Consider the following 14,004-nt stretch of genomic DNA (forward strand, 5'->3'; position numbering starts at 1 on the left):
TAAAGATGAAAAAATTATGGATCACACCACTTCTATTATGTACCGCTCCAGTATTTGCAAATAATTTTATCGACCAAAGTAAAGTCGAATTAACTGCACGTAACTTCTACTTTGACCGTGACTTTAAAGTTGACAATAGATACCCCGCATTAAGAGACTGGACACAAGGATTTATCTTTAAAGCGCAATCTGGATTCACCGATGGAACGATTGGTTTTGGTTTAGATCTATTAGCGACTGCAGGTTTTAAACTGGATGCTGATGCTAAATATGGAGGTACAGGAAACTTAATTCGTTCCTTGGAAACCAATGAGCCTGCAGATCAATATGGTGAAGTTGGAGTCACTTTAAAAGCTAAAGTTTCTGAAACCGAGGTACGTATAGGGACTCTTCAACCCATGACTCCTGTTTTAGTCGGCTCTCCAGCACGACTTTTATCTCAAACGTATCGAGGTGTTGCAGTTCAATCTAAAGATATTCAAGGTCTGGATCTCCAAGCATCCTATATTGATGAAGTCAATCAACGTGATTCTACAAATTATGAAGCTATAAAAATCTCTGGAGTAAATGGTCGTTATATTTCTGAAGAAACAGATTATTTGTATTACTTAGGTGGACATTATGACTTAACTCATAATCCATTGCGGTTGACTGCATTTCATATGGATGTTAACGACTTATATCGCCAATCGTTGTTAGGCATAACCTATAAATATCCAATCTCTAATCAATCCACTTTTACAACACAGTTGCGTTACTACATTAGCGATGAAGATGGGACTGCTAAAGCGGGTTTAGTTGACAATAATTTACTTCATAGCCATTCAGAACTTCAACACCAAAACCATAAGTTTATCTTTTCTACATTTCACCACTTTGGAGATACTGCTTTTCCGTACTTAACTGGAGGAGAAACTGGACTAGCAATTGATACTTGGACTGGTGAGTTTTTGAATGCGAAAGAGCGTGTTTATAGCCTGCGTTATGAATACGATTTTAAAGACTATATTCCAGGTCTTCGTTTTATGACCCGCTATACCCATGGTAGCAATATTTACGCACCACAGTTGGGTGGTACAGATTTTTCGGAAGATGAATTGGATTTTGATCTAGCTTACACAGTTCAAAATGGCCCACTAAAAAATTTAGGTTTACGCGCGCGTTATGCGATCTACGATAATGATATGCCAATTACCGCCAATATTAAGCCAGCCAATGAAACTCGTATCAATATTGATTACACGTGGAAATTTAAATAATAACAAAAGGGTTCTTTACTGAGGAACCCTACCCTCTCTAAGGATAATAAGTATGAAATATTTAATCGGCTTATTGGTCTGTACCACCAGTGCATTAAGTTTGGCAAATACCCAATATTCACCACAACCCATAAAACTTGAACCCCTTGCGACATTCAATGTTGAACTCACAGCCCCAGTTTGGGAACTCGGTAAAACTTCAGATTTAGGGCAAAGACGCATTATCCCGATCACTGGAGGAACTTTTTCTGGACCAAGTTTGAAGGGGCGTATTCTTAACAATGGTGCAGATTGGCAAAAGGTCGATAGCAAAGGGTTGGCATATATAGATACGCGCTATTTATTAGAAACTGATGATGGTGCTCTGATTTATTTACAAACTAAAGGTTATCGCCATGCTTCACCACAAGTACTAGAACAATTAAGTCGTGGCGAAGATGTTAATCCCACTCAATATTACTTCAAGTTAACCATGCAGTTTGAAACTAGCTCAGAAAAATATGCATGGTTAAATCAGACAATTGCAGTTGGAAGTGCAATGCGTCTCGGAAAAGCCGTGATCTATGATGCATTTGCAGTGAAATAAATATTAAAAGGAGTACTTTTCAATGGACGAACAAGTTTTATCTAATTTACCCCCTATTCATCATTTATTGGGTGGTCATCAACTTCAGTGGGACAAGGAAAAGCGAGAAATTTCAGTTCAATATACTGCTCTTGAAAGTTTTACTAATCCTAGGGGAAGTGTTGAAGGAGGCATGATCTGCGCCATGCTTGATGATGCAATGGGAATTTTAGCTGCCTTAAATCAAACAGAAAAACCAGCTGCCACAATTAATTTAACAATTGATTTCTTCAGACCATGTGAAGTTGGTGAAGTATTGGCAAAAGCGTGGTTCATCAAAGAAGGACGTAAAATTTTAAGCATTGAAAGTGAAGCTTGGCAGCATGGAAAGTTAGTGGCAAAAACCAGTGCTGCATTTATGGTTCTATAAGGATTAAAAAAAGAATGGATATCTTAAAATTAAAGGATTGTGTCGATAATGACAAAATAAGTTCATATCAAAAATTCGTCGTTTTTTTCTGTTTTATTTTATACATTATCGATGGATTCGATTTCATGATAATGGCTTATTTGGCAAGTTCAGTTGCCAATGAGTTTTCATTAACTGGTACTAATATAGGAACTTTAATCAGTGCTGGTTTAATTGGTATGACCGTCTGTTCATTTTTACTTGCACCTCTCGCAGATAAAATCGGTAGACGTAATTTGATTAATCTTTGTCTCTTAATCTGTGGTTTGAGCATGTTTGCATCTGCATTTGCCACCGATTTTAAGCAATTGGTTCTGTGCAGATTTCTCACTGGTGTTGGTATTGGTGGTGTTCAAATCAGTGCTATGATTTTGGCCAGTGAATATTCTCCGACTAAATATAAAAGTTTTAGTGTTGGTATATTATCTGCTGGTTATGGGATTGGAGCAATTAGCGGAGCACTACTTGCTGTATATAGCTTAGAAAGTATCGGTTGGAGACAAGTATTTCTAATTGGTGGATTCGTTACTACATTTGCTTTTCTTTGCTCATTGAAATTTTTACCAGAATCGATCGATTATTTATTAATAAAACAACCAAAACATGCTTTGGAAAAATTGAATCAAATTTTCTCTAAAATGCATAAAAAACCAATTCTCGCACTCCCTAAAGCATACAAAGAAAATCAAAAGTCTTCTTACGTAGAAATATTTAACCACAAGTATTTAGTTAAATCCCTTGTATTATGGGTTTCTATATTCTTTATTCTTTTTGGTTTTTATTTCGTGATGGGCTGGACACCTAAAATTCTCAATAGTTCTGGTCTAGATAACTCATTATCTATTAAAACTGCCATGATGATCAGCGTGGGTGGTATTTTAGGTAGTTTTATCATTGGTGTTCTTAGTTCTAAAGTCAGCGTATACATCAATCAAATTGCCTTTTTAATCCTCACGTACGTATGTATTGTATTGTTTGTGAACAATACAGATAATTTAAATATATTAATCATCGTTGCCACAACGCTAGGATTCTTTATTAATGGCTGTTTAGCTGGAATCTATGCCATTTCTACACAGCTCTATGAGGCAGATGTACGATCAACAGGCGTGGGGATTGCAACTGGTGTTGGTCGTTTTGGTGGTATTTTCTCTCCAATCATTGCGGGATACTTTTTAGACCTAGGGAACTCGCCTTTAGAATTGTACGGAAATTTTGGTTTTGCATTTGTTTTAGCAGCTATTGCCATTTTCATCATCTATAAGTTAAAACAAAAATCCGTAGTAAATACACCATATGTCGTTTTACAAAAAGAGCCTCAATAATTTATGCTCACGAATATATAACTTTGTATTGTTAAGATAAGTTGTTTCATCAAAATCTATTGATAGAAACAACAAAAGGTCAGTGAAATCACTGACCTTTTTAATTTCTTGTTCAAAGTTTAAATATCAAAGAATACAGTTTCATTTTCACCTTGAATACGAATATCGAAACGATAAACGATCTGACCATCACGCTCTTCACGCTTAGCAATGAGTGTTTGACGACGTGGCGCCCACTCAATACCATTCAAAATTGGGTCTTTCGCATTCGCTTCAGCTTCATCCTCGAAGTAAACTCGAGTATGTAAACCTAAATTGATACCACGCGCAAAAATAACCAGCGCGATATGTGGTGCTTGCTGTGAACCCTTACGTCCAGGAACAGCACCTGGTTTGATGGTATCAAAGCTCCAAAAACCAGTGTCAAAATCTGCACCCGCTCTACCCCAACCTAAAAAGTTTGGATCTGGCTGCTTCCCTTGCGTATCCTGCTGACTTGGATAAACACCATTGGCATCAGCTTGCCAAATTTCTACGAGTACATCGCGAAGTGGTAAACCCAAACCGTCAAAAACTTGCCCTTCGAGGCGAATACGTTCACCTTGAGTGCCATCTTTCACCATTTGATTATTGAAGCTATGCTCAAATACTTCTATACCAGCTTGATTAGGCATTAATCCAATATGGACATATGGACCACCTGTTTGAGATGGTGTTTCATGTAATTCTTCAAATTTCCAGCCATTCATCCTGATGCTCCCTATCAAGTCAAATCATTTTCAAAATATGTCGCACGACGACCACGTAAAGTAATGTCAAAACGATAGCAACGACTATCTGCTTCAATAAAGTTGCTCTTGTCTTCGAGCGCAATTAAAGCTCTTCGCTGTTGTTCTGAAGGAACAGTTTTTAAAATTGGACAGCTATCAATTAATGTATCGCCTTCAAAATAAAACTGGGAAATCAAACGCTGTGCCCAGCCATCTGCCATCACAGAAAAATGGATATGTGCTGGACGCCACTCATTGATACGGTTACGCCACGGATAAGGTCCTGGCTTTATCGTTCTAAAAATGAAGAATCCATTTTCATCTGTGAGCATTCGACCGCAACCACCAAAGTTAGGGTCCATAGCTCCCACATACTGATCATTTGGATGGCGATAACGTCCTGAGGCATTTGCTTGCCATACTTCAATCAGAGCATTTTTGACAGGACGACCAAATTGATCACGTAAATAACCATGAATAATGACGCGTTCACCAACAGGTAAACCATCTTTTGCATAATTTAAAATTAAATCATTGTCTTTAGGACCCAATAAGTCTGCGCTAAAGTGAGGTGCAGTAACCTCGGTTAATGTTTGCGCAATCGAAATCAGTGCATTTTTCGGCGAACGTAATACACTGGTTTTATATCCCGGCGCATATGCTGGCGGATGATCATCTGTATTTCGCTGTGCATAAGCACCCATCAGAATTTGAGACATGAACCTCTCCTTATTCAATTTAAAATATCGTCCGTTTATTTAATTTTCTCAGGCGAAATGCCTAACTCTGCAAATACTTCTTCTGCCATATGCATTGCAGCATTGGCTGCAGGAAGTCCTGCATATAAAGACGCATGCAAAAATAATTCTTTAAGATCATCTTTGGTAACGCCATTGTTGAAACAAGCACGAATATGCATTCTGAGCTCTGCTTCACGCCCCAATGCAAGTAAGATTCCAATCGTCACCAAACTACGTGTGTGTCTTGGCAGTCCTGGTCTTGACCAAACCTCACCCCATGCAAAACGACTAATAAAGTTTTGAAAATCAGCATTAAATTCGTTTAAATTTTCAAGTGAACGCCCGACATGGGCTTCACCCAAGACTTCAGTACGGACTTCTAGCCCCTGCTTATAACGTTCTTCATCATTCATGAGGTTGTTCCTCTTTAAAATTGAAATTATTTGATGTTCAGATGTGCTTAAGACTGAATAAAAGCAAGCAATGCTTTGTTAAATTCAACTGGTCGCTCAATATTGGATAAATGCGATGCATCTATGACTGCAAGTTGACAGTCAGGTATATGTTGTTTTAAAAACTCACCATCATTCACTGTGGTCACAGGATCTAAGCCGCCACATAATGCCAAACAAGGCACAATAATTTTTCCAAGTTGATTGCGTAAATCCGTCTGAGCTAAAGCACGACAAGAGGCTGCATAGCCTTTAGGCTGAGTGACAGACAAACTCTGAATGGTTTTTTGAGCTGTCACATCGTGTAAATAATCAAATTGTTCACTAAACCAACGCGTATGTGTAGTACTGACGATATCAGCCAAACCATTTTGTTCAACCGCATCTGCACGACTCAACCATGCCTCGGCATTTCCAATTTTTGCTGCTGAATTTGCAATGGTAATAGAGTTAAAACGCTCTGGTGCAATTATGCCTAATTGTATCCCAGTAACTCCCCCCATGGAGATACCACAAAAATGCGCTTTTTCTATAGAGAAATGATTGAGTACATCAAGGACATCATTGGCTAAATCAATGATTGTGGTATTTTCAATGACACTACTTCTTCCATGACCACGTGTGTCGTAGCAAATCACATCATAATCTTTGGAAAAATAATCAATTTGGGCTTGCCACATGCCATGATCAGTGCCCAGTGAGTTTGAAAAAATGATGCTTGGTTTTGTATCGTCACCAAAACGATAGACCGCAAGCTGCTGACCATTACGATTATTGATTAATGTCATTATGGTGTACTTCCTTGAACGCTCTCTAGTACCGCATCTATTTGTGCTTGAGTATTTCCTAGATAATGTTGCGGATTAAAAATCTGACGGAGTTGATCTAGATCAAAAATAGCTAATATTTCTGGATTATTTTGTACAACATCGAGTAAGTGTCGTTGTTCGGCAACTGCTTGCTTACAAGCAGCTTCCACAAGATGATGTGCATTCAATCGACCCATCTGAGGTGCGAGTGACATCATCAGTGCTTCAGCCATGATTAATCCTTGCGTGCACTCTAAATTTCTGAACATATTTTCAGGATCTACTTCTAATCCCGTAAATACATCGATTGCTCTACTTAAACTGCCCGCCGTCAGTTGAAATAACTCTGGTAACGCTAGCCATTCAGCATGCCATGCACCTAAACTTCGTTCATGTTCTTGTACTAAGCTTTGGTAGATACTTGACATTAATGCAGGGACGCGATTTGCAGCGGCTAGAATTGAAGCAGCTGCAACAGGATTACGCTTATGAGGCATCGTCGATGACCCTCCACGCCCAGTACCACTCGGTTCAAACACTTCTGCAATTTCTGTTTGCATCATGAGTGACCAGTCACGGGCCATCTTGCCCAAGTTTCCTGTAATCGTTGCAAGTACATGTGCAATGTCGGCTACACGATCTCGCTCCCCATGCCATGTACATACGGGCGTATTTAAACCAAGTTTTTGTGCGTAGGTACTCACTACAGCCGAACCATATTCAGTTAGTGAAGCTAAAGTACCTACCGCACCCCCTAACTGTGCTGTTAAGACATGTTGCTGTAACTGCTGAACACGCTTTAAATCTCGATCTAAACTAGAGAGCCACCGTGCTGTTTTATGTCCAAAGGTAAGTGGTAAACCTTGTTGCAACCATGTACGTCCAATCATCACCTGATCACGGTATTGAATCGTCAGTTTTTTAGTTGCCTGAATAGCTTGAATAAGTTGCTTTTCGATCAGCTGTAACGCATCTTGAGCTTGCAGCATAAAGGCCGTATCAATGATATCTTGGCTGGTCGCACCCCAATGCACATAACGAGAAGCATCTTCATTGATTTTTTTCACAGCAGCAGTGAATTGCTTTACGAATGGAATTGCAATATTGCCAGCGAGACCACTGGACTGTGCCAAATGATCAAAATTAATAATGAAATGAATTTCTTGTTCTGCAACACGTTGAATCGTTTCAGCAGCAATTAAGGGAATAACACCAACTTCAGCTTGAGCTTGAGCCAGTGCAACCTCTGCACGCAACATATATTTTACGAGTGCTTCATCACTAAATATGATATTTACATCATTCTGATAAAACAAACTTGCATATAACTGACTCATAACTTATCCCTATTACGCTTCATCATGTGTTTCACCATAAAGCGTCTGTCCAAAAATTGCTGTTAAACTTTTTCAATAATTAAAGCGATGCCTTGACCCACACCGATACACATAGAGCACAATGCATATTTGCCACCAGTTGCCTCTAGTTGGTTGAGAGCAGTCGTCACCAAACGCGCACCTGATGCACCCAATGGATGACCCAGTGCAATTGCACCACCATTTGGGTTTACACGCGCATCATCGTCGGCTAAACCTAGGTCACGTGTACACGCCAATGCTTGTGCTGCAAACGCTTCGTTCAGCTCAATCACATCCATTTGCTCTAGTGTTAAACCGGTTTGTGCTAACAGTTTTTTAATCGCAGGTGTAGGACCAAAGCCCATAATGCGAGGTTCAACCCCAACGGTGGTTGCACCAATCACTTTGGCACGAGGTTTTAAACCATATTTTTCTACAGCTGCATCAGACGCAATCAGAATCGCAGCAGCACCATCGTTAATCCCTGATGCATTACCTGCGGTTACTGTACCGTCTGCTTTTACAACAGGTTTTAACTTAGTTAACGCTTCTAAAGTGGTTGATGCACGAGGATGTTCATCTTTTGCCACCACAACCGCATCACCTTTACGCTGTGGAATAGTCACAGGCACGATTTCTTGATCAAAGAAACCACGTGCTTGCGCTGCAGCCGTACGTTGTTGGCTGGTTAAAGCAAATTGGTCTTGATCAGCGCGGCTAATGTTGAACTGTTCAGCCACGTTTTCGGCCGTTTGCGGCATGGTTTCAACACCATACATTTCTTTAAGCTTCGGGTTGATAAAACGCCAGCCCATGGTGGTATCTTCAATCTTTTGACTACGACCAAATGCACTCTCAGATTTACCCATCACAAATGGAGCACGTGACATAGATTCAACACCACCTGCCACAATCACGTCAGCTTCACCAGCTTTAATGGCACGCGCGGCCATTGCTACAGTATCGAGTGATGAACCACATAAACGGTTGACTGTGGTTGCAGGTACTGTATAAGGAATCCCTGCTAAAAGCGCCGACATACGACCGACGTTACGATTATCTTCACCGGCTTGGTTGGCACAGCCAAATAAAACGTCATCGACGACATTCCAATCCACAGAAGGGTTACGTTCCATTAACGCTTTTAATGGCACTGCACCTAAGTCATCCGCACGGACAGGCGCCAAACCACCGGCATAACGACCAAAAGGCGTACGGATGGCATCAATGATATATGCGTTTTTCATAGTATAAGATCCTAAAACCAGTCTTAAGCCTGAGTGGCATCAATGAGTTTGGCACCCGTCATCGATTGAAGCTCTTCAAAAGATAAGCCTTCAACTTTCTCAATGACTTTCATGCCATCTGCCGTCACATCAATCACACAAAGGTCCGTATAAATGCGGTCCACACATTTCAAACCTGTCGCAGGATAAGTCAGCTCAGCAACGATTTTAGGTTCGCCTTTTTTAGTGACATGATCGGTGGTAATAAAGACTTTCTTCGCACCCACGGCTAAATCCATTGCACCACCCACAGCAGGAATGGCATCAGGTGCACCGGTATGCCAGTTTGCAAGATCACCATTTTCTGCCACTTGGAAAGCACCGAGTACAGCGATATCTAGGTGACCACCACGCATCATTGCAAATGAATCACCATGATGGAAGAAAGCTCCGCCTTCTAATAAAGTCACAAACTCTTTACCCGCGTTAATTAACTCAGGGTCACGGTCTTCTTCCGCAGGGGGGGGACCAAAGGCCAATAAACCATTTTCAGAATGTAAAAAGACATCTTTGTCAGCAGGTAAGTAACTCGAGATTTTTGTCGGTAAACCAATGCCAAGGTTGACATAAGCACCATCAGGAATATCTTGTGCAACACGTTCAGCAATTTGATCACGGGTTAATTTTTGATAACTCATTTTATTTCTCCAATCTCAAATTACTGCGCAGGTTGAACTTGTACAACGTGTTGTACAAAGATCCCAGGGGTGATGATGTGTTCAGGATCTAAGGCACCGAGTTCCACGACTTCTGATACTTGCGCGATGGTGATATCTGCTGCCATGGCCATAATTGGACCAAAGTTACGTGCAGATTTACGGTACACCAAGTTCCCCCAGCGATCGCCCTTATGCGCTTTAATTAACGCAAAGTCAGCTTTGATTGGATTTTCTAAAACGTAGTCTTTACCTTCATAACTCATGGTTGGTTTGCCTTCAGCGAGCAAAGTACCAAAACCTGTTGGTGTGTAGATTGGACCTAAGCCCATACCCGCCGCTTGAATACGGCAAGCCAAGTTGCCTTGCGGTACAAGTTCTAACTCGATTTTGCCTGCACGGTAGAGTTCATCGAAGACATAAGAGTCAGACTGACGAGGAAAAGAACAGATGATTTTACGTACAGCGCCTGCTTGTAACAGTTTAGCCAAGCCGTAATCACCATTACCTGCGTTGTTGTTGACGATCACTAAGTCTTTAATACCGAGTTCAATTAAGCCATCGATGAGTTCAGCAGGCTGACCTGCGGTACCAAACCCACCAATCATAATGGTTGAACCGTCTTTAATTTGGGATAAAGCTTCAACTAAAGACTGTGACGATTTATCGATCATCCAACAACTCCCTCTGTACAACATATTTTAATATTTGGGGAATCCACGATTAGCGCAATTTCAATCTGGACGGAGATTGAAATATGCAACTAAATCGCTTGGATTCCGTCACTCCATTCTTGATAAATTAAAAAGCTTGAGCTACCTTGAAAAAAGGTTTTTGTACGATTTACAGATTTTTTGTTCGATGATCGAACAATATCTTGAGTATATTGCTCAAGATTCTAAATCAGCATCAATAATTCAATTTTTAAAATAGCAAGGAAAATGCTGTGTCTACAGAATCAGACTCAAGGAACAGACAACTTCAAAATCCAGATAATAAAAAGTGGATTCGTCACGAAGACTTTATTGCAGGTATCAGCAAAGGACTGGCTATCCTAGATTGTTTTGCAAATGACCGTCACCGTTTAAATGTGACCATGGCTGCAGAAAAAACAGGGTTGACTCGAGCCGCTGCAAGACGACATTTAATGACTTTAGAATATTTAGGTTATTTAGAGTTTGATGGTCATTACTATTATTTAACACCTAAAATTTTAAAATTTTCAGGTGCATATTTAAGTGGTGCACAGCTGCCTAAAATTGCTCAGCCATTGTTGAATTTACTTACTCAGCAAACCTCTCTCATTTATTCCGTGATGGTATTAGATGGCTACGAAGCTATTACGATTGCACGTAGTGCAGCGCATCAACAGACTGATCGTGTTAATCCTTATGGATTACATTTAGGTAACCGACTACCCGCTCATGCCACATCTGCAGGGAAAATTTTATTAAGTTATTTATCCAAGGAAGCACAACAAGAATGGTTGGAAAAATATCCACTCAAAGCACTCACCAAATATACGTATACCGATAATGAGAAATTTATAAAATTATTAGCAGAAGTTAGAGCTGATGAATATTGTTACTCAGCTGAAGAACATGAGTTAGGCGTACATGCTTTGGCTGTACCTATTCACAATCATCGTGCTGATGTTGTCGCAGCATTGAACATTGTGTCACCGACAGGTAAAACCAGTAAGGAATATTTAATTCAGTATATTCTGCCCCTATTACAGCAAACCTCGATTGAATTTAGACAATTTGTTTAATAAAAAAACACACCAAATTGTGGAGCAATTTGGTGTGCGCTAAAAAATAGCCAATGGATTAAGCTTAACGTAGAGGATTAACTCGCTTTTTGGAGTGGTAGTCCAACATAGTTTTCAGCAAGCGTAGTTTGCCCTGCTTCTGAACCAAGAATATAACTTAATTCAGCTTGTTTGATTTTATGCTCGAATTCGGTTTCTGTCTCAAAACGATGTAATAAATGAGTCATCCACCAAGAGAAACGCTCTGCTTTCCATACACGTTTTAAGCAATTTTCAGAATACTGCTCAATCCCCTGCTCAGAACCCGTTTGATAATATTCAATGAGAGCTTGAGAAAGATACGCAATATCAGATGCAGCGAGGTTTAAACCTTTAGCTCCTGTTGGCGGTACAATATGAGCAGCATCACCCGCCAAGAACATTTTACCAAAACGCATTGGTTCAGTGACAAAACTACGTAATGGCGCAATACTCTTCTCAATTGATGGACCAGTCACAAGCTTTTCACGGCTTTCAGGATCTAGACGATTTTTTAACTCTTCCCAAAATTGCTCATCTGACCAATTTTCAACTTTATCCGTTAACGGTACTTGTAGATAATAGCGACTTCTCGTGTTAGAACGCATACTGCATAATGCAAATCCACGATCAGATTGCACATAAATTAGTTCATCCGCAACAGGAGGTACATCTGCCAATACCCCCAACCAGCCAAATGGATAGACTTTCTCAAAAGTTTTAATTTTGTCTTCTGGCACACTGGCACGGCACACGCCATGGTAACCATCACAACCAGCGATAAAATCACATTCAACTTTAACTTGCTGACCATTATGCTCAAAAGTAACACTTGGTTGACCGTAGAAATCATGTACTTGAACGTTAGCTGATTCGTAGTATGAAGTGAGTTGAGCTGCTGTGCGAGCCTGCATTAAATCTTTGGTGACTTCAGTTTGGCCATATACCGTAACTTGTTTACCACCCGTCAACTGCGTTAAATCAACACGGTGCTTTTCACCATTGGTTAGAATTTCAATACCTTGATGAGGTAACCCTTTTTCACGCAGTTGCTGATCTACACCAGCTTCGGTCAATAAATCTACTGAAACTTGCTCTAAAATCCCAGCACGGATACGACTGGCAACATATTCAGCACTACGCTGTTCAATTAAAATATGATCAATACCCGCTTTATATAGCAGTTGACCGAGTAATAAACCTGCTGGACCTGAACCAATAATCGCGACTTTGGTTTTTAAAATTTCCATATTGCAAACACCCTCAATTTTTTTCCTTTTGTAAAACCTAATGAAATTCCAACTGAGGTACTAGACTTTAGCCCTAAATACGACCGAATTTAGTGACAAATGACCGATCATCGGACAAGATATCAGAATTCAAGGGTGTAAATCAGAGCAATATCATGCGCAATGAATTGATTTCAAATGCTAAAAATAAAGAAGTAATTCAATATGATGATTATATTGCAGGCCTTGCTAAAGGTTTGAATCTATTAGAGTGCTTTGGTGTTGAACGTCAAAAATTAAATGTCACCCAAATTGCTGAACGTACAGGATTGAGTCGCAGCGCAGCACGACGATATTTAAGAACTTTAAAGTTTTTAGGTTATTTAGACACAGATGAACATTTTTATTGGCTCACCTACAAAGTTTTACGCTTTTCAAGTGCTTATCTAAGCTCTGCATATTTACCAAAAGTCGCTCAACCTATGCTGAATTTACTCAGTATCAAAACTGCACTGAGCTATTCAGTCACGGTACTCGATGAACATGAAGTCGTACCTGTTGCGAAAAGTGTTCCTCAACAGAACGAATCATCTAAAATGAGTCCGTTGGGTATTCATTTAGGTAATCGCCTTCCAGCCTACGCCACCTCTACAGGTAAAATACTACTCTCAAGATTGAGCCATGATGAACTTAATCAATGGCTTGCACAATATCCACTCAAGAGATTAACGCCTTTTACCATCATAGATCATCAAAAGTTTATAAACACTATTGCAACTGTTCAAAAACAAGACTATTGCATTTCTACAGAAGAACATGAATTGGGAATTATTGCTTTAGCTGTCCCTATTCTCAACATGCAAGGTAATACTGTAGCCGCACTCAACTGTATCGGATCCAGCCACAGAATTACAGAAACATATTTAATCCAAAATATTTTGCCCCAGCTTAAACAAGTAGCTCATGATTTGCGCGCTATTTTATAAAATTCGGAAGATTCGAATGAACTTTTAAGATTTTTTTCCTTTCTTTAACTGAGGCGTTCATTTTTTTAATCCCTAGTACTTTAGTATATTTTTCAAGTACTTCTTCGCAAATATGGATCCATTTAATCTAAAATATATCTAAGTTAATATTTTTTTGCTTGAATTTGGATCCAATAATGCTAAATTCATGCACATTGCAGACGTGTTGATTATTTCATCAATACCAGAATATGGACGGGTTCTGACTGCGATGAACACCTTAAACATTACTAGGATGACTTCTGAAGTCTGCCTACGTTTATGACATGTAA

The 14,004-nt window shown here is 39.8% G+C and carries 15 protein-coding genes; 6 read left to right on the forward strand and 9 right to left on the reverse strand.

All coding sequences use genetic code 11. From position 1 onward, the window contains the following. Positions 1-5: 5 nt before the first annotated feature. From FTV32_RS04185 to FTV32_RS04200, 4 genes are read left to right on the forward strand one after another with little or no spacing between them, the layout of a single operon-like run. Positions 6-1,259 carry an OprD family outer membrane porin gene (locus FTV32_RS04185; RefSeq protein WP_180028008.1) on the forward strand — a complete coding sequence of 418 codons (1,254 nt, stop codon included), beginning with the start codon at positions 6-8 and terminating at the stop codon, positions 1,257-1,259. A gap of 52 nt (positions 1,260-1,311) precedes the next feature. After that, the gene (locus FTV32_RS04190; protein WP_180028009.1) at positions 1,312-1,845 is read left to right on the forward strand and encodes a DUF3237 domain-containing protein; all 534 of its coding nucleotides are present in this window, start codon (positions 1,312-1,314) and stop codon (positions 1,843-1,845) included. 22 nt (positions 1,846-1,867) lie between these two features. Next, on the forward strand, positions 1,868-2,254 hold the full coding sequence (locus FTV32_RS04195) for a PaaI family thioesterase (protein ID WP_180028010.1): 387 nt from the start codon (positions 1,868-1,870) through the stop codon (positions 2,252-2,254). A 14-nt stretch (positions 2,255-2,268) separates the two neighbouring features. After that, on the forward strand, positions 2,269-3,618 hold the full coding sequence (locus tag FTV32_RS04200; RefSeq protein WP_180028011.1) for an MFS transporter: 1,350 nt from the start codon (positions 2,269-2,271) through the stop codon (positions 3,616-3,618). Between the two features lie 119 nt (positions 3,619-3,737). Here FTV32_RS04200 and pcaG read toward each other — a convergent pair whose 3' ends face one another. From pcaG to FTV32_RS04240, 8 genes are all read right to left on the reverse strand, one after another. Beyond that, complete coding sequence (gene pcaG, locus FTV32_RS04205) at positions 3,738-4,367, reverse strand: protocatechuate 3,4-dioxygenase subunit alpha (RefSeq protein WP_092766915.1); 630 nt, start codon at positions 4,365-4,367, stop codon at positions 3,738-3,740. Positions 4,368-4,381: 14 nt separating this feature from the next. After that, on the reverse strand, positions 4,382-5,107 hold the full coding sequence (gene pcaH, locus FTV32_RS04210) for a protocatechuate 3,4-dioxygenase subunit beta (RefSeq protein ID WP_092766916.1): 726 nt from the start codon (positions 5,105-5,107) through the stop codon (positions 4,382-4,384). Positions 5,108-5,142: 35 nt separating this feature from the next. Beyond that, the gene (gene pcaC / locus FTV32_RS04215; RefSeq protein ID WP_035269644.1) at positions 5,143-5,541 is read right to left on the reverse strand and encodes a 4-carboxymuconolactone decarboxylase; all 399 of its coding nucleotides are present in this window, start codon (positions 5,539-5,541) and stop codon (positions 5,143-5,145) included. A 47-nt stretch (positions 5,542-5,588) separates the two neighbouring features. Beyond that, positions 5,589-6,371, reverse strand: a complete 783-nt coding sequence (locus FTV32_RS04220; RefSeq protein WP_180028040.1) for an alpha/beta fold hydrolase — start codon at positions 6,369-6,371, stop codon at positions 5,589-5,591. Then, positions 6,368-7,726 carry a 3-carboxy-cis,cis-muconate cycloisomerase gene (gene pcaB / locus FTV32_RS04225; protein WP_180028012.1) on the reverse strand — a complete coding sequence of 453 codons (1,359 nt, stop codon included), beginning with the start codon at positions 7,724-7,726 and terminating at the stop codon, positions 6,368-6,370. Before pcaB ends, FTV32_RS04220 begins: the two co-directional genes overlap by 4 nt. A 62-nt stretch (positions 7,727-7,788) precedes the next feature. Further along, on the reverse strand, positions 7,789-8,994 hold the full coding sequence (pcaF, locus tag FTV32_RS04230) for a 3-oxoadipyl-CoA thiolase (RefSeq protein ID WP_180028013.1): 1,206 nt from the start codon (positions 8,992-8,994) through the stop codon (positions 7,789-7,791). 23 nt (positions 8,995-9,017) lie between these two features. Beyond that, positions 9,018-9,671: a 3-oxoacid CoA-transferase subunit B gene (locus FTV32_RS04235; RefSeq protein ID WP_180028014.1), complete on the reverse strand. Its 654-nt coding sequence runs from the start codon at positions 9,669-9,671 to the stop codon at positions 9,018-9,020. A 20-nt stretch (positions 9,672-9,691) separates the two neighbouring features. Next, positions 9,692-10,363: a 3-oxoacid CoA-transferase subunit A gene (locus tag FTV32_RS04240; protein WP_180028015.1), complete on the reverse strand. Its 672-nt coding sequence runs from the start codon at positions 10,361-10,363 to the stop codon at positions 9,692-9,694. Between the two features lie 272 nt (positions 10,364-10,635). Between FTV32_RS04240 and pcaU the strand changes: the two genes are divergently transcribed. Next, positions 10,636-11,460: an IclR family transcriptional regulator PcaU gene (gene pcaU / locus FTV32_RS04245; RefSeq protein WP_180028016.1), complete on the forward strand. Its 825-nt coding sequence runs from the start codon at positions 10,636-10,638 to the stop codon at positions 11,458-11,460. A 77-nt stretch (positions 11,461-11,537) separates the two neighbouring features. Here the strand turns inward: pcaU and pobA are convergent, their stop codons facing one another. After that, positions 11,538-12,728 (reverse strand): 4-hydroxybenzoate 3-monooxygenase, encoded by a 1,191-nt coding sequence (gene pobA / locus FTV32_RS04250; protein WP_035269635.1) that lies wholly within the window; start codon positions 12,726-12,728, stop codon positions 11,538-11,540. Between the two features lie 155 nt (positions 12,729-12,883). On the opposite strand from pobA, the gene FTV32_RS04255 reads away from it, so the two are divergent. Further along, a complete protein-coding gene (locus FTV32_RS04255) occupies positions 12,884-13,693 on the forward strand; it encodes an IclR family transcriptional regulator C-terminal domain-containing protein (protein WP_035269632.1) in 810 nt (269 codons plus the stop codon). Positions 13,694-14,004: the final 311 nt, after the last annotated feature.

Source organism: Acinetobacter sp. YH16032 (assembly GCF_013417345.1).
Lineage (GTDB): Bacteria > Pseudomonadota > Gammaproteobacteria > Pseudomonadales > Moraxellaceae > Acinetobacter.